The sequence below is a fragment of the Variovorax sp. P4_B11 genome (genome assembly GCF_056402355.1).
This window is the reverse complement of record NZ_JBFUHO010000009.1, coordinates 76,415-95,333: the sequence shown is the minus strand read 5'-3', so window position 1 is coordinate 95,333 and position 18,919 is coordinate 76,415. Positions and strand designations below refer to the sequence as shown.

The 18,919-nt window shown below is 69.1% G+C and carries 24 protein-coding genes; 5 read left to right on the top strand and 19 right to left on the bottom strand.

Annotated features, from left to right (window positions below; translation table 11 throughout):
• Window positions 1-26: 26 nt before the first annotated feature.
• The 5 genes from AC1DYD_RS11700 to AC1DYD_RS11680 all read right to left on the bottom strand — a co-directional run bounded on the left by AC1DYD_RS11700 (window position 27) and on the right by AC1DYD_RS11680 (window position 3,654).
• Window positions 27-641, bottom strand: coding sequence for a PqiC family protein (locus tag AC1DYD_RS11700; RefSeq protein ID WP_478172904.1), 615 nt, complete (start codon window positions 639-641; stop codon window positions 27-29).
• Window positions 641-1,624 (bottom strand): MlaD family protein, encoded by a 984-nt coding sequence (locus AC1DYD_RS11695; protein ID WP_478172903.1) that lies wholly within the window; start codon window positions 1,622-1,624, stop codon window positions 641-643. The genes AC1DYD_RS11700 and AC1DYD_RS11695 overlap by 1 nt, the downstream gene beginning before the upstream one ends.
• Complete coding sequence (locus AC1DYD_RS11690; RefSeq protein ID WP_478172902.1) at window positions 1,621-2,403, bottom strand: ABC transporter ATP-binding protein; 783 nt, start codon at window positions 2,401-2,403, stop codon at window positions 1,621-1,623. The genes AC1DYD_RS11695 and AC1DYD_RS11690 overlap by 4 nt, the downstream gene beginning before the upstream one ends.
• 144 nt (window positions 2,404-2,547) lie before the next feature.
• A complete protein-coding gene (locus AC1DYD_RS11685) occupies window positions 2,548-3,357 on the bottom strand; it encodes an MlaE family ABC transporter permease (protein WP_478172901.1) in 810 nt (269 codons plus the stop codon).
• A 102-nt stretch (window positions 3,358-3,459) separates the two neighbouring features.
• Window positions 3,460-3,654, bottom strand: a complete 195-nt coding sequence (locus AC1DYD_RS11680; RefSeq protein ID WP_478172900.1) for a short-chain dehydrogenase — start codon at window positions 3,652-3,654, stop codon at window positions 3,460-3,462.
• 95 nt (window positions 3,655-3,749) lie between these two features.
• Between AC1DYD_RS11680 and AC1DYD_RS11675 the strand changes: the two genes are divergently transcribed.
• A complete protein-coding gene (locus AC1DYD_RS11675; RefSeq protein WP_478172899.1) occupies window positions 3,750-3,965 on the top strand; it encodes a hypothetical protein in 216 nt (71 codons plus the stop codon).
• A gap of 60 nt (window positions 3,966-4,025) precedes the next feature.
• Here the strand turns inward: AC1DYD_RS11675 and AC1DYD_RS11670 are convergent, their stop codons facing one another.
• From AC1DYD_RS11670 to AC1DYD_RS11660, 3 genes are all read right to left on the bottom strand, one after another.
• Window positions 4,026-5,012, bottom strand: a complete 987-nt coding sequence (locus AC1DYD_RS11670) for an NAD(P)H-dependent flavin oxidoreductase (protein ID WP_478172898.1) — start codon at window positions 5,010-5,012, stop codon at window positions 4,026-4,028.
• 64 nt (window positions 5,013-5,076) lie between these two features.
• Window positions 5,077-5,817, bottom strand: coding sequence for an SDR family oxidoreductase (locus AC1DYD_RS11665; protein ID WP_478172897.1), 741 nt, complete (start codon window positions 5,815-5,817; stop codon window positions 5,077-5,079).
• Window positions 5,818-5,912: 95 nt separating this feature from the next.
• A complete protein-coding gene (locus AC1DYD_RS11660) occupies window positions 5,913-6,509 on the bottom strand; it encodes a TetR/AcrR family transcriptional regulator (protein WP_478172896.1) in 597 nt (198 codons plus the stop codon).
• Window positions 6,510-6,599: 90 nt separating this feature from the next.
• Between AC1DYD_RS11660 and AC1DYD_RS11655 the strand changes: the two genes are divergently transcribed.
• The 3 genes from AC1DYD_RS11655 to AC1DYD_RS11645 are packed head-to-tail and all read left to right on the top strand — an operon-like array spanning window position 6,600 to window position 10,622.
• Window positions 6,600-7,193, top strand: a complete 594-nt coding sequence (locus AC1DYD_RS11655; protein WP_478172895.1) for a 2-hydroxychromene-2-carboxylate isomerase — start codon at window positions 6,600-6,602, stop codon at window positions 7,191-7,193.
• A gap of 31 nt (window positions 7,194-7,224) precedes the next feature.
• Window positions 7,225-8,841: an AMP-binding protein gene (locus AC1DYD_RS11650; RefSeq protein WP_478172894.1), complete on the top strand. Its 1,617-nt coding sequence runs from the start codon at window positions 7,225-7,227 to the stop codon at window positions 8,839-8,841.
• The gene (locus tag AC1DYD_RS11645; protein WP_478172893.1) at window positions 8,838-10,622 is read left to right on the top strand and encodes an acyl-CoA dehydrogenase C-terminal domain-containing protein; all 1,785 of its coding nucleotides are present in this window, start codon (window positions 8,838-8,840) and stop codon (window positions 10,620-10,622) included. Before AC1DYD_RS11650 ends, AC1DYD_RS11645 begins: the two co-directional genes overlap by 4 nt.
• 16 nt (window positions 10,623-10,638) lie before the next feature.
• On the opposite strand, the gene trhA is transcribed toward AC1DYD_RS11645, so the two are convergent.
• The 3 genes from trhA to AC1DYD_RS11630 are packed head-to-tail and all read right to left on the bottom strand — an operon-like array spanning window position 10,639 to window position 12,669.
• A complete protein-coding gene (gene trhA, locus AC1DYD_RS11640; RefSeq protein ID WP_478172892.1) occupies window positions 10,639-11,286 on the bottom strand; it encodes a PAQR family membrane homeostasis protein TrhA in 648 nt (215 codons plus the stop codon).
• Window positions 11,287-11,296: 10 nt separating this feature from the next.
• The gene (locus tag AC1DYD_RS11635) at window positions 11,297-12,208 is read right to left on the bottom strand and encodes an SPFH domain-containing protein (RefSeq protein ID WP_478172891.1); all 912 of its coding nucleotides are present in this window, start codon (window positions 12,206-12,208) and stop codon (window positions 11,297-11,299) included.
• A 44-nt stretch (window positions 12,209-12,252) separates the two neighbouring features.
• Window positions 12,253-12,669, bottom strand: a complete 417-nt coding sequence (locus AC1DYD_RS11630) for an NfeD family protein (RefSeq protein WP_478172890.1) — start codon at window positions 12,667-12,669, stop codon at window positions 12,253-12,255.
• Window positions 12,670-12,934: 265 nt separating this feature from the next.
• Here AC1DYD_RS11630 and AC1DYD_RS11625 point away from each other — a divergent pair, with 265 nt between their 5' ends.
• A complete protein-coding gene (locus AC1DYD_RS11625; protein WP_478172958.1) occupies window positions 12,935-13,330 on the top strand; it encodes an HU family DNA-binding protein in 396 nt (131 codons plus the stop codon).
• Window positions 13,331-13,402: 72 nt separating this feature from the next.
• On the opposite strand, the gene AC1DYD_RS11620 is transcribed toward AC1DYD_RS11625, so the two are convergent.
• The 8 genes from AC1DYD_RS11620 to AC1DYD_RS11585 form a co-directional block, all read right to left on the bottom strand.
• Window positions 13,403-13,660: a hypothetical protein gene (locus tag AC1DYD_RS11620; protein WP_478172889.1), complete on the bottom strand. Its 258-nt coding sequence runs from the start codon at window positions 13,658-13,660 to the stop codon at window positions 13,403-13,405.
• Between the two features lie 230 nt (window positions 13,661-13,890).
• Window positions 13,891-14,541, bottom strand: coding sequence for an urease accessory protein UreG (ureG, locus tag AC1DYD_RS11615; protein ID WP_478172888.1), 651 nt, complete (start codon window positions 14,539-14,541; stop codon window positions 13,891-13,893).
• A gap of 37 nt (window positions 14,542-14,578) precedes the next feature.
• On the bottom strand, window positions 14,579-15,268 hold the full coding sequence (locus AC1DYD_RS11610) for an urease accessory protein UreF (RefSeq protein WP_478172887.1): 690 nt from the start codon (window positions 15,266-15,268) through the stop codon (window positions 14,579-14,581).
• The gene (gene ureE, locus AC1DYD_RS11605) at window positions 15,268-15,852 is read right to left on the bottom strand and encodes an urease accessory protein UreE (protein ID WP_478172886.1); all 585 of its coding nucleotides are present in this window, start codon (window positions 15,850-15,852) and stop codon (window positions 15,268-15,270) included. The genes AC1DYD_RS11610 and ureE overlap by 1 nt, the downstream gene beginning before the upstream one ends.
• Window positions 15,853-15,901: 49 nt before the next feature.
• Window positions 15,902-17,620, bottom strand: a complete 1,719-nt coding sequence (ureC, locus tag AC1DYD_RS11600; RefSeq protein ID WP_478172885.1) for an urease subunit alpha — start codon at window positions 17,618-17,620, stop codon at window positions 15,902-15,904.
• Window positions 17,621-17,926: an urease subunit beta gene (locus AC1DYD_RS11595; protein ID WP_478172884.1), complete on the bottom strand. Its 306-nt coding sequence runs from the start codon at window positions 17,924-17,926 to the stop codon at window positions 17,621-17,623.
• Between the two features lie 10 nt (window positions 17,927-17,936).
• Window positions 17,937-18,542 carry a HupE/UreJ family protein gene (locus AC1DYD_RS11590; protein WP_478172883.1) on the bottom strand — a complete coding sequence of 202 codons (606 nt, stop codon included), beginning with the start codon at window positions 18,540-18,542 and terminating at the stop codon, window positions 17,937-17,939.
• Between the two features lie 37 nt (window positions 18,543-18,579).
• Window positions 18,580-18,882 (bottom strand): urease subunit gamma, encoded by a 303-nt coding sequence (locus AC1DYD_RS11585; protein ID WP_286369833.1) that lies wholly within the window; start codon window positions 18,880-18,882, stop codon window positions 18,580-18,582.
• Between the last annotated feature and the right edge of the window lie 37 nt (window positions 18,883-18,919).

The window sequence follows — 18,919 nt, the reverse complement described above, 5'->3', positions numbered from 1 at the left end:
AGCGGGGCCCTGAATTCGCCCCGCGGTCAGGGCAGGGCCGCGACTGCCGTCGCGGCCTCGGCGGCGATGCGGCGCAGCAGCTGCGTCAATGTCTTGGCCTGCGACTGCGGCGTGTCGGCATCGCCCGCGATGTCGACGCTGAACTCCGCGCCGTTCAGCAGCCTTGGAACGCGTTCGGTGCTCCACAGCGTGATGCGCACGGTGGCCTGCAAGCGCCGCTCGCTGCGCACGTAGTCCATCCGGCTCAGTGTCACCTGCAGCGAAGCGGCCGGCGACTGCTCCGCGCAGTTGGCCTCGCAGAGGCGCCAGCCGGGCAGGCGCTCGCGCAGCGCGGCCGTGAACTCTCGCGCCACGCCGATCTCGATGCGTTCGGCCCAGAAGGTGTCGGGCCATTCGCCCAGCGTGCTGGCTTCGGCCCGGTAGCGCACGCGGCGCGCGACCAGGTATTCCGGTATCTCGGGCCGGCTCAGCGCCAGCACGCGGACGCTGGCCGGTGGCGCGGACAGCGGGGCGGACGGTGCCGCGACGGCCGGCGGCAGTGTCAGCAGCACGGGCGCCGGCCCCGAGGCGCAGGCCGTCAGCATCGCGGCCAGCGCGGCGCGCAGCGGCCAGGCCGCCCATCGGTTCAGTGCAGTCGTCATCAACGTGAGTTCCCGAAGAAGATGGCGTTGGGCCGTTCCTCGAGCTGCTCGCTCAAGGAGCGCAGGCTGCGCGCCGCCTGTGAAAGATCCTTGATCGCGGCCTCGAGGTCGCCGCGCAGCGGCGCGCCGGGCGAGGCCAGGTCGGCCAGCCGTTCCATCGCCAGCTTGGCGGTCTCCGAGGCCTGGCGGGCGCCCACCAGGGTGCGTTCCAGCTCGGGCTGGGCCGCGAGCACCGTCTGGCGCGAGCTGTCGGCCAGCTGCGTGATCGATCGCAGCGTCGCGTCGGCGCTGCCCTGCACCTGCCGGATGGCTTCGGTCGCGGCCACCAGCGTCTTGCGCGACTCGGCACCGGTGAGCTGCAGCTCCTTGCCGGCACCGACGAGCACGCCCTGGGCGCCGTCCAGCGTCTTCTGTACCGACTCCATCGTGGTGCGCAGATCCTTGATGGCCTCCCGCATGTCGGCCACCGTGTCGCGCAGCGGCAGGTTGGCCACCTGGTCGATCAGGGCTTCGAAGCGGTCGGCCACGGCCGGGATCTCGGGCGCGCCCGGACCGCCGACAAGGATGTCCGGCGTGTTCGGCAGGAAGTCGAGCTCGATCAGCTTCTGCCCGGTCACCACGCTCTGCATGGCCAGGCGCGCACGCAGCCCCCGCCGCACGAGGTCCGGCAAGTCGGGGATTGGGTCGCCGGGGCCCGCGGTGACACGCAGCGACGAGGGTTGCAGCCGCAGCGTGACCGGGATCGTGGTCTTGAGCGAGCGAGCATCCATCTGGATGCCGATCTCGGTCACCTGCCCGACCGTGACGCCGCGGAAGGTCACGGGCGCGCCGACCGACAGGCCGCTCACATTGCCTTCATAGAACACGCGGGCCTTCTGATGCTTGGTGAACAGGTCGTTGCCGCCGAGCCAGAGGATGGCCGCGATGGCGATGGCGAAGGCGGCGACGACGAAGCCGCCGATCAGCAGGGCGTTGCGTTTCATGGGGAGGCCTCGGCAGTGGCGGCAGGTGCGATCGCGGGCGGCACCTCCCGATGGAGAAAGGCATGCACCGTCGGGTGCACGTGCTGCTGGGCGAGCTCGCGCGGGCAGCCATGGGCGATCGGCCGCTTGCTGTCGGCGTCGAGGAAGAGGCCGTCGTCGGCGATCGCGAACAGGCTCGGCAGCTCGTGGCTGACGAAGACCACCGCCGCGCCGGTGCGATGCCGGATGTCGAGGATCAGGTCGTCGAGCCGGCGCGAGCTGATCGGGTCGAGGCCGGCCGAGGGCTCGTCGAGGAACAGCAGCGGCGGCTCGGCGGCGATGGCGCGGGCCAGGCCGGCGCGCTTCTTCATGCCGCCGCTCAGCGACGACGGATAGAAGTCCGCGAACTCGCCCAGCTCGACCCATTCGAGCACTTCGCGGGCCTTGGCGTCGCGCTGCTTCGCGTTGAGCCGGGTCTGGCGCTTGAGCGGCAGGCAGACGTTCTCGAGCACGGTCATCGACGACCACAGCGCAGCGCTCTGGAACAGCATGCCGAAGCGCGAACGCAGCGCGCTGCGCTGCGCGTCGTCGCTGGCCCAGAAATCGATGCCGTCGTAGGTCACGGTGCCGCCCGCCGGCGGCAGCAGGCCCACCAGGTGCTTGAGCAGCGTGCTCTTGCCGCAGCCGCTGCCGCCCATGACGGCGAAGATGCAGCCCTTGTCGACCTTCAGCGACACGTCCTTCTGGATCAGTCGATCGCCGAAGCGCATCACGAGCTGATCTACCGCGAGCAGGCTCATTTCAATTTTCCACCGCGCTGCCGGGTGACCCGCGTCGCATGAATCCGGCGCAGTCCGATACCAGGGATACCGCGGAACCGGCTTTGCCGGGCCGCTGGTATCGCCCCCTGGAGGGGGAGGCGCCGCAGGTGCATCGGGGGTGCTTCATATATCCAGCGCGTTGGCGCACAGGGCGAAGATGGCGTCGAGCACGATGATGCCGACGATGCTGGTCACCACGGCGCCGGTGGTCGCGACGCCGACGCCGGCCGCGTTGCGCTTGGCATGGAGGCCGTAGTAGCAGCCGACCATGCCGACCAGGGCGCCGAAAGTCAGCGACTTGCCGATGCCCAGGCCCAGGTGGGTCCAGGTGAGGGACTCGGCGGTGCGCTGCATGTAGGCGGTGGCCGAGACGTCGAGCATGGCGGCCGACACGATCATGCCGCCCAGCAGGCCGGCCACGCAGGCGAAGATGTAGAGCAGCGGCATCATCAACAGCAGCGAGGCCACCCGCGGCAAGACCAGGAAGTCGATGGCGGTCAGGCCCAGCACCTCGAGCGCATCGACCTCCTCGTTGGCCTGCATGGTCGCGATCTCGGCCGCGAAGGCGGCGCCGGTGCGCCCGGCGATGACCACCGCCGTGATGATGGCCGCCATCTCGCGCGCCACCGCGATGGCCACCAGGTCGGCGACGAAGATGCCGGCGCCGAACTTGGCCAGTTGCACCGCGCCGACGAACGCCAGGATCGCGCCGACCAGCAGGTTCACGACCCCCACGATGGTCACCGCCCGCGCGCTGCAGTCGGCCAGGACGCGGCCGAGGTCTTCGCGGCGGAAGGTCCAGCGGCCGCCCAGTGCGGCGGCGGCCGACAGCAGCACCTCGCCCAGGAAGCTCAAGGGCCGCTCGAGCGGGCCGGCGACCGATCGCAGCAGGGCGCCGAGCGGCTGGCGTTGGGGAAGGGGGGGCGGGGGCATGCGACGGACGGTGTGTTGTCCGTCGATGGTAGCGAATGACTCGCTGAAGATGGCGGAAACCAGTCCCGCGGGGCCTCGCGAGCGAGGCTCAGCCCGGACCGGCTACCACTCGCCCACTTCGCGCAGGCGCTGGTCGGGCTCCAGCCGATCGAGGCGCTCGCGGGCCTGCAGCTGCCGGCGCCGATCGGTGCCGACCAGCCTGCCCAGCTTGCGCGAGAGCGCCTCGGCAATGGGGCGCCGCGCCGGGGGCTTGGGCGTTGTGCGGGCGGCGCGGATCGAGCGGATGCGGCTGTTCATGGTTGCCTCCTTGGGTGGGCCTTGATCATCATGATCAACAACGGTGTCGGCTTGATGAAGGAATACCGCGTCGAAGCAAATGCGGGCGCCGGATCGTGCAAATCGCACATTCGCCTGGGCTGTTTCCGGACCGACCGTGCCACGACCGCCTCAATGCCTCGCTCGCCGAAGGCCATCGGATCCGGGGCTTCGGCCTGCTGCCGCGCGCGCTGTCGGCCCACGACGAGGAGATGACGCCGGCGCTGCGCATCCAGCGCCGCATGGCCGAGCGCAGCTTCTCCGAGCAGATCGAGGCGCTTTACAGCGCCTGACGGAAAGAGGCCCGGATCCCGCTTGCGAGCGGTCCGGGCCTTGGGCCATGTGCGCGCGAATCAGGCCGGCTGCGCTTCCAGCATGCCGGCCAGCCGCGCCGTGATCAGGCCGTGCGCCTGGTCCATGATGCGGTCGATCAGCTGCCTGACCGTCGGCACGTCGTGGATCAGCCCGGCGACCATGCCGCAGCTCCAGGCACCGGCGTCCATCTCGCCTTCGATCATCACGCGCGGGTAGACACCTGCCACCTGGTCGTAGACGTCGCCGATCTGCAGCGCCGCGCCCTTTTCGCGCTCGATCTCGAGGATGCGCTCGACGCCGGCGTTGTTCAGCACCCGCTCGGAGTTGCGCAGCGGACGCATGATCAGCCGCGTGTCGAGCTCGCTGGCCTTCACGATCGCCTGCTTGACGTTGTCGTGCACCGGTGCTTCCTGGGTCGCGATGAAGCGCGTGCCCATGTTCATGCCGTCGGCGCCGAGCGCCAATGCCGCCACCAGGCTGCGGCCATCGGCCATGCCGCCCGAGGCGACGAAGGGGATGCGCAGTTCTTCGGCGGCGCGCGGCAGCAGGACCATGTTGGGCAGGTCGTCTTCGCCCGGATGGCCGCCGCACTCGAAGCCGTCGACGCTGACCGCGTCGCAGCCGATCGCCTCGGCCTTGAGCGCATGCCGCACCGAGGTGCACTTGTGGATCACCTTGATGCCGGCCGCCTTGAGCGCCGGCATGTAGGCCTCGGGGCTGCGGCCCGCGGTCTCGACCACGCGGATGCCGCCTTCGGCGATCGCGGCGATGTACTCGGGGTAGGGCGGTGCCGAGAAGGTCGGCAGGAAGGTCAGGTTGACGCCGAAGGGCTTGTCGGTCATCTCGTGGCAGCGGGCGATCTCCTTGGCCAGCAGCTCGGGCGTCTTCTGCGTCAGCCCGGTGATGAGGCCGAGCCCGCCGGCGTTCGATACCGCTGCGGCCAGTTCGGCGAAGCCGACGTAGTGCATGCCGCCCTGGATGATGGGATGCTGGATGTTGAAAAGCTCGGTGATGCGTGTCTTCATGGTTCTGAAGGAAGAATGAGAAGGAAGGTCGAGAGAAGCAGAGTCGGCTGGGAAGGGCGGCGGCCTACCAGCGCTCCATGTAGGGCCGCAGGTCGAGCTCGAAGGTCCAGGCGTCGCGCGGCTGCGTGTGCAGGTGCCAGTAGTTGTCGGCGATGTGCTCGGGCTTGAGGATGCCGTCCTGCTCCTTCAGCGCGTAGCGCTCGGGGAAGCTGGTGCGGATGAATTCGGTGTCGATGGCGCCGTCGACCACGACGTGCGCCACGTGGATGTTCTTCGGCCCGAGCTCGCGCGCCATGCTTTGCGCCAGCGCGCGCAGCGCATGCTTGGCGCCGGCGAAGGCCGCGAAGTTGGCGGCGCCGCGCAGGCCGGCCGTGGCGCCCGTGAAGAGGATCGTGCCGCGCCCGCGCGTCACCATGCGCTTGGCCACTTCGCGGCCGTTGAGGAAGCCGCCGAAACAGGCCATCTCCCAGATCTTGAAGTACTTGCGCGCCGTTTCCTCGAGGATGCTGCAGGGCACGTTGGCGCCGATGTTGAACACCATCACCTCGATCGGCCCGTGCTCGCGCTCGACCTGCTCGACCAGCGCGATCACGTCCTCTTCCTTGCGGGCGTCGCTGCTGTAGCCGAAGGCCTGGCCGCCGGCGGCGCGAATCGCTTCGACGGTGGGCTGCAGCTTGTCGGCCGAGCGCCGCGTGAGGCAGGCGATGTAGCCCTCTTTCGCGAAGCGGGCCGCGATGGCGCCGCCCGTTGCATCGCCGGCGCCGATCACCAGCGCGACTTTTCCCTGACCTTGCGACTCCGCCATGACTGTCTCCTTTGATGAATGGTCGTTTAACTAAACGAACGTTAGCCAAAGGGACGAGCGGTGTCAAGCGCGCGCTTGCGCCTCGACGATGCGCCTCAGGCTTTCTTGTGGCCCGGCGAGGTCGCGCACGGGTGCTCGAGCGCGTAGGCCTTGTCGATGAAGCGGCGGCTCGCGGCCAGCAGTTCCTTGCGCGTCTTTTCGCTCTCGACCGAGCGCGCCAGCACCACGGCGCCGACGCACTGGGCGATCAGGGCCCAGGCGCCGTCGGAGTCGCCGATGCGATCGCTCCAGTTCTTCTGCGTGCGCTTGAGGCTGGCCTCGACCGCGCGGCGCACCTCGGGGCCGGCGCGCGCGATCTCGGGGCCCAGCGCGGTCAGCGCGCAGCCCTTGTCGGGGTTGTCGACATGGAAGCTGCTGAGGTAGCCGCGCAGGCAGCGCGCCACGTGGTCGGCCGGTGAATCCTCGTTGCCGGCGAGCATGTCGGCGCTGTTGTCCACCTCTTCGCTGATCAGCGCCTCGAACAGCGCCTGCTTGGAGGGGAAGTGGCTGTAGAAGGCGCCGCCCGTCATGCCGATCGCGCCCATCAGCGCATCGACGCCGGTGGCTTCGAAGCCGCCGCGCTTGGCGATCGCCCGGCTGCTGGCCATCAGCTTGTCGCGGACTTCTTGCTTGTGGGTGCTGGAGTAGCGCATCGGAGGCCTCGGGGGGTAACCCTTGTTGACAATCAAAAAACAATAACATAACTTCCGTTCAATTAACGAACGTTTATTAAAGGACCGACGATGGGCAAGACCGTGGCGTTTTATTTCGATGTGGGCAGTCCGGCTTCGTACCTGGCATGGACGCAGCTGCCGCCCCTGTGCGAAGCGGCCGGCGCCGAGCTGGTCTACAAGCCGATGCTGCTGGGCGGCGTCTACCAGGCGACCGGCAACGCGTCGCCCGGTGCCATTCCGGCCAAGGGCCGCTACACGGTGCGCGACTACGAGCGGCATGCGCGCAAGTACGGCGTGCCCTTTGTCAACAATCCGTACTTTCCGATCATCACGCTGTTCCTGATGCGTGCCGTGACCGGCGTCCAGCTGCGCGAGCCGGAACGCCTGCAGGCTCTGCTGGCCGCTGTTTTCAAGGCGATGTGGATCGATGCGCTCGACCTCAACCAGCCGGCGCTGACCGCCAAGACGCTGCAGGACGCCGGCTTCGCGCCGGAGGCGATCCAGGCGCTGGCCGCCGACCCCGAGGTCAAGGCGGCCCTCAAGGCCACCACCGACGAAGCGGTGGCGCGCGGCGTGTTCGGCGCGCCGACCACCTTCGTCGGCGACGAGATGTTCTTCGGCCAGGACCGCATGGACATGATCCGCGAAGAGCTCGCGCGCTGAGCCCCACCCACCACGAACCCAAGGAGACGACATGGAAACCAGACGCTGGCACGCGGCCTACCCGCCCGGGATGGGCACCGACATCGAGCTGCCGCCGGGCGAGACCCTGGCGGCGATGCTCGACCGCTCGATCGACGCGTTTGCCGATCGCACCGCGGTGACGGCGGGCACCGAATCGCTGAGCTATGCGCAGCTCGGCCGCCTGGCGCACCGGCTCGCGGCGCACTTTCATGCGGCCGGCTTGCGCCAGGGCGACCGCGTGGCGCTGATGATGCCCAACGGCCTGGCCTTTCCGATCGCCATGACCGCAATCCTGCGCAGCGGCATGGTGGGCGTGCCCGTGAATCCGCTCTACACGCCGCGCGAGCTGGCCCACCAGCTGGCCGATGCGGGGGTGCGCTGCATCGTGCTCGCCGAGCCGCTGCGCGAAGCGCTCGAAGGCGTGATCCTCGAAGCCGGCGTCGAGCAGATCCTCACCGCGCCGGTCGCGGGTTTGCTGGCCGCGATCGCGGCGCAGCCGGACGCCGTGGGCGAACGGCAGCAGGTCATGCCGATCGCCGAGGCCATGGCCCGGTCCGGCGGGCTGCCGCTGCCGTCCGTGCAGATCGCACCGGCCGACCCGGCCTTCCTGCAGTACACCGGCGGCACCACCGGCCTGTCGAAGGGCGCGGTGCTGACGCATCGCAGCGTCGGTGCCGGCGTGCTGCAGTCGCTCAGCTGGATGCGGCTCGCGGTCGACACCCGCGAATGGTCGGTGGTGGCGCCGCTGCCGCTCTATCACATCTATCCGCTGCAGGTGTCGCTGATCACCTTCCAACTCGGCGGCGTGATGCGGCTGGTCGCGAATCCGCGCGATCCGGGCGCGGTGATCGCGGAGATGAAGCGCGCCCCGTTCCTGGTCTTCATCGGCGTCAACACGCTGTTCAACGCGCTGGTGAATGCGCCCGAGCTGCCCAGTGTCGACTTCAGCGGCACCGGCCTGGTGATCGGCGCCGGCGCGTCGATCCAGCAGGCGGTGTCGCAACGCTGGCACGCGGCCGGCGGTCCGCCGATCACCGAAGCCTACGGACTCACCGAGACCTCGCCCTCGGCGACCTTCAATCCGCCCGGGCGCAACGGCTCGATCGGCATCCCGGTGCCGTCGACCGATGCGCGGGTGGTCGACGACGACGGCCGGCCGGTGGCCGACGGCACGCCGGGCGAACTGCTGCTGAAGGGGCCGCAGCTGTTCGCCGGCTACTGGAAGCGCGAGGAAGACAGCCGCAAGGCGCTGACCGAGGACGGCTTCTTCCGCACCGGCGACGTGGTGGTGGCCGACGCCAGCGGCGCCATGACCATCGTCGACCGCAAGAAGGACATGATCCTGGTGTCGGGCTTCAACGTCTACCCGAACGAGATCGAGGCGGTGGTCGCTCTGCACGACGGCGTGCTCGAATGCGCCTGCATCGGCCAGCCCGACGCGCGCTCGGGCGAGGCGCCGCATCTCTTCGTGGTGCGGCGCAACGACGCGCTGAGCGCCGAGGAGATCGAGGCGCATTGCCGCGCCAACCTGGCCGGCTACAAGGTCCCGCGGCAGATCAGCTTCCTGCAGGCGCTGCCGAAATCGACGGTCGGCAAGATCCTGCGTCGCGAGCTGCGCCCGTCATGAGCGGATACGGCTACACCGCCCCGCTGCGCGATCTGCGCTTCGTGCTGCACGAGTTGCTCGACGTCTGCGCCACCGTGCCCGGCGCCGGCGACGAGGCGCTCGACCGCGACACGCTCGACCAGATCCTCGAAGCCGCCGGCACTTTCGCCGCCGAGGTCATCGCGCCGCTCAACGGCAGCGGCGACCGCGAGGGCTGCCGCATGCCGGCCCCGGGCGTCGTCCGCACGCCGGCGGGATTCCGCGAGGCCTACGACCGCTTCTGCGCCGGCGGCTGGACTGCGCTGGCCTGCGATCCGGCACACGGCGGGCAGGGCATGCCCTCGGTGCTCGACAACGCGATCTACGAGATCTTCTGCGGCGCCAACATGGGCTGGGCGGCCTATCCCGGCATGTCGCACGCCGCGTACACCTGCCTGGCGACCAACGGCGATGCGGCGCAGCAGGCGCTGTACCTGCCGCGCCTCGCCTCGGGCGAATGGGCCGGCACCATGTGCCTGACCGAGCCCCACGCGGGCACCGACCTGGGCCTGCTGCGCACCCGCGCCCAGCCGCGGGCGGACGGCAGCTACGCCGTCACCGGCAGCAAGATCTTCATCTCGGGCGGCGAGCAGGACTTGACCGACAACATCGTGCACCTGGTGCTGGCGCGGCTGCCCGATGCGCCACCGGGCGTGAAGGGCATTTCGCTGTTCATCGTGCCCAAGTTCCTGCCGACGGCGGCGGGCGGCGTCGGCGAGCGCAATGCGCTGGCCTGCGGCTCGATCGAGCACAAGATGGGCATCCACGGCAATGCCACCTGCACCATGAACTTCGACGCCGCCACCGGCTGGCTGCTCGGCGAGGCCAACCGCGGCCTGGCGGCGATGTTCGTGATGATGAACCACGCGCGCATCGTGGTGGGCGTCAACGCGATCGGGCTGATGGAAGCGGCGTACCAGAAGGCGCTGGCCTACGCCAGGGACCGGACGCAGGGCAGGGCGCCCGCGATGGCCGCGCGCCGCGGCCCGGCCGACCCCATCCTCGCGCACGCCGACGTCCGCCGCATGCTGCTGACCCAGAAGGCGTATGTCGAGGGCACCCGCGCCTTCGCGCTGTGGGCCTCGCAGCTGGCCGATGTCCAGCATCGCGGCGCGGACCCGGAGCAGCGCGAGCGGGCGGCGAAGCTGCTGGCGCTGGCGACACCGATCGTCAAGGCCTTCTCGAGCGAGCTCGCGGTGGAATGCACCAGCATGGCGATGCAGGTCTTCGGCGGCCATGGCTTCATCACCGACAACGGCGTCGAGCAGCACCTGCGCGATGCCCGGATCATCCCGCTGTACGAAGGCGCCAACGGCATCCAGGCGATGGATCTGCTGGGACGCAAGGTGCTGGCCGATGGGGGTGCGGGGCTCGGCCTGTTCCTCGACGCGGTCGAGCAGTTCGCGCAGGCGCAGGACGATGGCCTCGGCGAGTTCGCCGAGCCCTTGAGCGAGGTGGTGGCACTGGCGCGGCGCGCGGCGCGCGATCAGGTCGAGCGGGCGGCCACGGACGCCCACGCGGCCGGCGCCGCGGCCGTGCCTTTCCTGCGCCTGATGGGCCACGTGGCACTGGCCTGGATGTGGGCGCGCATGGCGGCCGTCGCGCTGGCGCGCCAGACGCCGGGCGGCGATCCGATCTACCGCGCCAAGCTGGCGACTGCGCGCTTCTATTTCGGGCGGTTGCTGCCCGAGACGCAATCGCTGGCTGTGGTACTCGGCGCGGATGCGTCGGCGTGGACGACCGGAGAACTCGACTGGCTTTGAGTCGAGGCGGCCGGCCCTATCCGTGCGCGTGCCACAGTGCCGCAAAGAAGTGGCAGGCACTCCCCGCCAGCACGAACAGGTGCCAGACGAAGTGCGCGAAGCGCACCTTGTCGTCGAACAGGAAGACCACGGCGCCGGCCGTGTAGGCGAGGCCTCCGGCCACCAGCCAGCCGAGGCCGGCCGCCGACATGCGCTCGTACAGGGGCACTGCGGCCGCCACCGCCATCCAGCCCATCGCGACGTACAGGCCGGTCGACCACCAGGGGTGCCGCAGGCGGTTGAAGAGCTTCGCGCCGACGCCCAGCACCGCGGCGCACCAGACGGCGCCGAACAGCGCCCAGCCGGCCGGCCCCCGCAGCACGCCGAGCAGGAAGGGCATGTAGCTGCCGGCGATAAACAGGTAGATGGCCGCATGGTCCAGCCGGTTGAACAAGGCCTTGGCCCGGCCGAGCGGCAGCGCGTGGTACAGGGTCGACACCAGGTACAGCAGGATCATCGTCCCGGCGAACAGGCTGGCGCCGACCACCGCGGCGGCGCTGCGCTGCTGCGAGGCGCTGTACACCAGGATCGGCAGCGAGGCGATGGCGAGCAGCAGGCCCAGGCCGTGGCTCAGCGCGTTCATGATTTCTTCGGCGACCGTCTGGTCGCGTTCGGCGGCAAGCATGGCAGTGTCCTCAGCTGGCGGGGCCCTTGACCATCGCCATCGCCGAGCTGATCAGCGTCGACACTTCGGTCATGTTGCTCGGCACGATCAGCGTGGTCTTCGATTTCTCGGCCACCTTGCCATAGGCCTGAAGCGCCTCCTCGGCCACCTTGAGCTGCACCGCCGACGCGCCGCCGGGCTTCTCGATGGCTTCGGCGATGCGGGAGATGGCGCCGGCCGTGGCTTCGGCCACGGCGCTGATCGCCGCCGCCTCGCCCTGCGCCTTGTTCACGACCGCCTGCTTCTCGCCCTCGGAGCGCGCGATGGCGGCTTCGCGCTCGCCGGTCGCGATGTTGATCTGTTCCTGGCGGCGCCCCTCGGAGGCGGCGATGAGCGCGCGCTTCTCGCGCTCGGCGGTGATCTGCGACTGCATCGCGTGCAGGATCTCCTTCGGCGGCGTCAGGTCCTTGATCTCGTAGCGCAGCACCTTCACGCCCCAGTTGAGCGCGGCCTCGTCGATCGCGGCCACCACCTGGGCGTTGATGATGTCGCGCTCCTCGAAGGTCTTGTCGAGTTCGAGCTTGCCGATCACGCTGCGCAGCGAGGTCTGGGCCAGCTGCGTGACGGCCACGATGTAGTTCGACGAGCCATAGCTGGCGCGCATCGGGTCGGTGACCTGGAAGTAGAGGATGCCGTCGACCGTGAGCTGCGTGTTGTCGCGCGTGATGCAGACCTGGCTCGGGACGTCGAGCGGCACTTCCTTCAAGCTGTGGCGATAGGCGACGCGGTCGATGAAGGGCACCAGGAAGTTGGCACCCGGCAGCAGCGTGGCGTGGTACTTGCCCATGCGCTCGACCACCCACGCGTGCTGCTGGGGGACGAACTTGACGGCGCGCGCCACGAACAGGATCGCGACGACGAGGAGAACGAGCGAGATTTCCATGAGTGCTTTCAGCTTTCAGTAGGGAGTGGCGTCCGGGCGGCGCATCAGCCGATGGGTTCGACGATGAGGAAGTTGCCCTGGATGTCGACGATGCGATGCAGGCCGGGCGCCGTCGGGCCGTCGGTCGCCGGCTTCACCTGCCAGGTGGCGCCGCGATAGCGGACCTCGGCCGTGCGGCCCGGTCCCCAGGCGGGGACGGTGACGTGTTCGCCGACGTCGATCTGCATGTCGGACAGGTGCGTCTTCGGTTGGCGCGAAGAGCGCAGGTACCAGCCGCCGACGAAGGCCACGCAGGCCACGGCGGCGCAGGCGATCTGCGCCGGCATGGCGGCGCCGAGGTGCGCGGCCAGCGCGCCGACCGCGAAGCCGATCGCAACCAGCAAGGCATAGATGGTGCCGGTCACCAGTTCGAGCGCGACCAGTGCGAAGGTCATCAACCACCAGAGCGTGGGGGCCGTCATGTTCATCCTTTTCTTGCGCCGGACAGCGGCGTGCCGCGAGGATAGCCCGCCGTTCGGTGCCTGCCTGCCGGGCAGGGCGATGCGAGCGCTCGACGAGACGCTTCTTGCGCTGGATCAGCGAAATTCGGCAACGCGGAATGCATGAGACCGAGTGCGTCTCGCCGAGGCCGCCCGGGAAGGCGTCGGTCACAGCTACGTTACACTCCGCGCCGCTTGCAGCTTGCGTCGCAGGCTGCGCCGCCATCGGCAACATGGCGAAAAAACCATCCATAGGAAATTTGAAGTGAACCGTATCGAACTGGTCGAGAAGATCGCCACCACGCACAACGTCAGCAAGGCCGAAGCCGCACGCATCCTGGAAACCGTCACCGGCTCCATCGTCGCTGCAGTGAAGAAGGGCGACCCCGTCCAGCTGATCGGCTTCGGGACCTTCAAGCAAGTGGCACGCGCTGCCCGCACCGGCTTCAACCCGCAAGCTGGCGCAGCGATCAAGATCGCCGCCCAGAAGGTGCCGAAGTTCGTGCCGGGCGCAGCGTTCAAGGCCGCCGTCGACCCCAAGGCCGCCAAGCGCAAGGCCGACAAGGCCGCCGCGAAGCCGGTGGCCAAGAAGGCTGCACCGGCCAAGAAGGCCGCTGCACCCGCCAAGAAGGCACGCAAGTAATCTTGCCGCCCTCAGAAAAAACGGCCCCTCGGGGCCGTTTTTCTTTGTTGCCGCGCCCGATGCCGGCCCGGCCTAGAAATCCTCGCGGCCCAGACAGACCGCGCGGGTCGGGTTCTCGCGGTAGCGTGCGGTGGCCAGGGCGTCGATCGAGTCGGCGTTGCGTGCGTAGGCCTGCACCAGATCCGCGTCCCGACCCTCGGGCGCGTGGAAGCGGGCATGCAACGCCTCTTCGTCGATGCGCGCGATGATGCGGGCACCGTCGTAGCCGTCGGGGTAGATGGCGAACTGCACGCTGCCGGTCGCCGGATGGAAGATCGCTTCTGAAGCCATGATGAGCGGACCGCCTGTAACTGATTGTGGCAGTATCGCCGCTCAATATGACAGCGCGATACAAGCCTGATGGCCTACGCCCGTAGCAAGATGCGGACCGATTTCACGGCGCTGTCACAATTTGAAGCCGGGAGCTTGCCTGGCCGCCTCCTGAACTTCCCGGCCGGCCGAGGGTCACGCCGCCTTTTTGCCTTGCGATTCCCTCCATGCCCCTTGCTGAAGCGCGAAGCTCAGGCTTCGACGAGCATGCCGCGATCTTCGATGAACGACACCACCTCGGCCAGGCCGGTGCGGGTCTTGAGGTTGGTCATCACGAAGGGCCGCTGCTTGCGCATGCGCTTCGTGTCGGCCTCCATGACGGCCAGATCCGCACCGACATAGGGCGCGAGGTCGGTCTTGTTGATCACGAACAGGTCGCTCTTGGTGATGCCGGGGCCGCCCTTGCGCGGGATCTTCTCGCCGGCCGCGACGTCGATCACGTAGATCGTCAGGTCGGACAGCTCGGGGCTGAAGGTGGCCGCCAGGTTGTCGCCGCCGGATTCGACGAAGACCACGTCGGCGTCGGGGAACTGGGCCAGCATGCGGTCGATGGCCTCGAGGTTGATCGAGGCGTCCTCGCGGATCGCGGTGTGCGGGCAGCCGCCGGTTTCCACGCCCATGATGCGCTCGGCCGGCAGCGCGCCGGCGACCGTCAGCAGGCGCTGGTCTTCCTTGGTGTAGATGTCGTTGGTGATCGCGATCAGGTCGTACTTGTCGCGCATCGCCTTGCAGAGCATCTCGAGCAGCGTGGTCTTGCCGGAGCCGACCGGGCCGCCGATGCCCACGCGCAGCGGCGGCAGCTTCTTGGTGCGATGGGGGATGTGGTGGAGGGCGGAGGACATGGGTTATGCCTCGCGAGGCGCGTGGGGGTTCATGGTCTTAGCTTCGGAAGAGGCGCGAGTACTGGGTTTCGTGGCGGGACGACAGCACGGCAAGCATCGGTGAGAAGGCCTGCCGCTCATCATCCGCCAGTGTGATCGCATGGTCGACGGCAGTGGGAATTTCCGCGGCGAGGCGGCCGAGAATGCGCTGGCCGGCGCTCTGGCCGAGGGGCACCGCCTTGACCGCGGCGCCGATCATGTTCTCGGCCCAGCCGAAGGCGAAGGCCAGGCAGGCATCGCGCGCGGGGGCCTCGGTGCGGCTGGCGGCGAAGGCGAAGGCGATCGGATAGCTCGCAGGCAGCGTTTCGAAAATGTTCGCGACGTCAGGGTGATGCAGCTTGAGCCATTCGACGAAGGAGCGGCCCATCTGCTCGGTCTGCAGCAGGAATTCGGCCGATTCGCGGGTCTGGAAGACCCAGTCGTTGAGCGCGCGGATGCGGGCTGTGTCCGCCTGCCGCCAGGCCGCCACCGCCTGCGCCACCACGGCGAGATCGGCGCGGGCCAGCGCCAGGTGCAGCTGGTCGGCCAGCCAGTCCGAGACGGCCCGCTCCGTCGCGATGCCGGCCCCGTCGATCGCCGCCTCGAGTCCTTCGGAGTACGAGAAGCCGCCCACCGGCAGCGCCGGCGAGGCCAGCCAGATCAGCTGCAGCAGGCTGCTGGCGGGCAGGGCGGCCTGCGCGTCGTTCATCAGTGGGAGTGGTCGTGGTCGTGACCGTGCGCGTCGTGCGCACGCGAGCCGGCATAGGCGTCCGGATGCAGCACCGGGCCGACCGGGGCGGCGCCATGCGCATGAGACCCGTGACCATGGCCGCCGCCGTGCGCGCCGTAGGCGCCGCCCTCGGGCTCGAAGGCTTCCTCGGCCTCGCGCACGATCAGGTGCATCGCGCGCAGCATGCCCGCCAGCACGTGGTCGGGCTCGATCTTCAGGTGGTCGGGCTTGAGTTCGATCGGCACATGCCGGTTGCCGAGGTGGTAGGCGGCGCGCGTCAGGTCGAAGGGCGTGCCGTGCTCGCTGCAGTGCGTGATGACCAGCACCGGCTGCGGCGCGGCGATGACCTTGATCAGCGAGCCGTCCTCGGCCACCAGCACGTCGCCGCCGCGCACGGCGGTGCCGCGCGGCAGGAACACGCCGATCTGGCGGCCTTGCGAGTCGGTGGTGTCGAATCGGCTCTTCTGGCGCACGTCCCAGTCGAGTTCGACGGTGGCGGCGCGCTTGAGCAGAACGGCCGCGAGGCCGCCGCCCTGGGGCATGAGTTTGTTGGCGGTGAGCATGGAAAAGCAAGTTGTTCGATGAATGCGGATTGTCGATCCGCGCATCGAACTAGAACAGAAAGTACCGCTGCGTCATCGGCAGCGACACCGCCGGATCGCACACCAGCAGCTGCCCGTCCGCACGCACCGCGTAGGTCTGGTGGTCGATCTCCATCGTTGGCGTGTAGGCGTTGTGCACCATGTGCTGCTTGCGCACGCCGCGGATGTTCTTCACCGCACTCAGCGTCTTGGCCAGGCCGTAGCGCTCGCCGATGCCCGCCGACAGTCCGGCCTGCGAGACGAAGGTCAGCGAGCTCTTCGCGAGCGAGCCGCCATAGGCGCCGAACATCGGCCGGTAGTGCACCGGCTGCGGCGTCGGGATCGAGGCGTTGGGGTCGCCCATCGCGGCCATCGCGATCGTGCCGCCCTTGATGATCGTGAAGGGCTTGACGCCGAAGAAGGCCGGCTTCCAGACCACCAGGTCGGCCCACTTGCCGACCTCGATGCTGCCGACCTCGTGCGCGATGCCGTGCGCGAGCGCGGGGTTGATCGTGTACTTGGCGACATAGCGCTTGGCGCGGAAGTTGTCGTTGCGCGCGTTGTCCTCGGGCAGCTTGCCGCGCTGGCCCTTCATCTTGTGCGCGGTCTGCCAGCAGCGGATCACGATCTCGCCGACCCGGCCCATGGCCTGGCTGTCGGAGCTGAACATGCTGATCGCGCCGAGGTCGTGCAGGATGTCCTCGGCCGCGATGGTCTCCTTGCGGATGCGGCTCTCGGCGAAGGCCAGGTCCTCGGGGATGCCGGCGTCCAGGTGGTGGCACACCATCAGCATGTCGACGTGCTCGTCGAGCGTGTTCACGGTGTAGGGCATCGTCGGGTTGGTCGACGAGGGCAGGAAGTTGGCCTCGCCCACCACCCGCAGGATGTCCGGCGCATGGCCGCCGCCCGCGCCCTCGGTGTGGAAGGCGCAGATGGCGCGGCCCTTCACGGCCGCGATGGTGTTCTCGACGAAGCCCGACTCGTTGAGGGTGTCGCTGTGGATCGCCACCTGCGTGTCGGTGGCGTCGGCCACGTCCAGGCAGTTGCTGATCGCGGCCGGCGTGGTGCCCCAGTCCTCGTGCAGCTTGAGGCCGATCACGCCGGCGTCGATCTGCTCGTGCAACGCCGCCGGCAGGCTGGCGTTGCCCTTGCCGAGGAAGCCGAGGTTCATCGGGAAGGCGTCGGCGGCCTGCAGCATGCGCTCGATGTGCCAGGGGCCGGGCGTCGCGGTGGTCGCGAAGGTGCCGGTCGCGGGGCCGGTGCCGCCGCCCAGCATGGTGGTCACGCCGGACGCAAGCGCCTCCTCGATCTGCTGCGGGCAGATGAAGTGGATGTGGCTGTCGATGCCGCCCGCCGTGACGATGTTGCCCTCGCAGCTGATCACCTCGGTGCCGGCGCCGATCACGATGTCGACACCCGGCTGGACATCGGGATTGCCGGCCTTGCCGATGGCGACGATGCGGCCGTCCTTCAAGCCGATGTCGGCCTTCACGATGCCCCAGTGGTCGAGGATCAGCGCGTTGGTCATCACGGTGTCGACCGTGCCCTCGGCGCGGGTGCGCTGGCCTTGCGCCATGCCGTCGCGGATGGTCTTGCCGCCGCCGAACTTGACTTCCTCGCCGTAGCCGCCGGCGTGCAGCGTGTAGTCCTCCTCGACCTCGATCACCAGGTCGGTGTCGGCCAGCCGCACGCGGTCGCCGACGGTGGGACCGAATATTTCTGCGTAGGCGCGTCGCCCGATCGTTGCCATCTAGAGCTTTCCTTGAACGAGGCCGCGAAAGCCGTAGATCACGCGGTCACCCGAAAAATCGACCAGCTCGACCGTGCGCTGCTGGCCCGGTTCGAAGCGCACCGCCGTGCCCGAGGCGATGTTCAGCCGCATGCCGCGCGCGGCCTCGCGGTCGAAGCCGAGCGCGCCGTTGGTCTCGGCGAAGTGGTAGTGCGAGCCGACCTGGATCGGCCGGTCGGCGGTGTTCTGGACCACCAGCGTGATGGCGCGTCGGCCGGGGTTGAGGACGTGATCGCCCTCGTCGGTGATGAGTTCGCCGGGAATCATCGAGGTCGCCTCAGGCCAGCGCGCCGCCGAGCAGCGCAGCGCCGAAAAACGCCACCGCGGCGCCCGCGATGCGCGGCAGCCAGCTGTGCCCGTGTCGTAGCGACCAGCCGGCCGCGATGCCGGCCGCGTGCAACAGCACGGTGGCGGCGAGCATGCCGGCCAGCGTCGACGCGGCACCCGATTCGCCGTGCAGTTCCTGGCCGTGCGCGACGCCGTGGAAAACCGCGAAGACACCGACCAGTGCCGCGGCCGCGAGCGGCGGCAGGCGCCTTTGCGTGACGACCAGCAGGCCCAGCACCAGCAGCGAGGCCGCGATCATCGGTTCGACCGCGGGCAGTTGCACGCCCGCAAGTCCGACCAGCGCGCCGACCAGCAGCATCGAGGCGAATCCCAGTGGCGCCCACAGCAGGTCGGGCCAGGCCCGGCGCGCGGTGAGCGCACTCCAGAGGCCGACCGCGACCATCGCCGCCAGATGGTCGGCACCGGTCAGTGGGTGCAGGAAGCCGGAGACCAGGCCATGGTGCAGGCCGCCGTCGACGCCGGTGTGGGCGCTGGCAGCCAGCGGCAGCGCGGCGAGCAGCAGCGCGAGGACGGGTGCGGTACGGGTGAAGCGCATGGAATGAGGTCCTTGTTGTTGTGCGAAGAGGGTGCCGTCAGACGATCGGCTGGTGCACGGTCACCAGCTTGGTGCCGTCCGGAAACGTCGCTTCGACCTGGATGTCCGGAATCATCTCGGCGATGCCGTCCATGACGTCGGCCCGGGTCAGCACGGCGCGGCCCTCGCTCATCAGGGCGGCGACGCTCTTGCCGTCGCGCGCCCCTTCCATCACGGCGGCCGAGATCAGGGCCACGGCCTCGGGGTAGTTGAGCTTGAGCCCGCGGGCCCGGCGTCGTTCGGCCAGCAGGGCTGCGGTGAAGATCAGCAGCTTGTCTTTTTCGCGCGGTGTGAGTTCCATGGGTGCGGGGGTGGCGTCTTGAGGCAGGCCATTATTG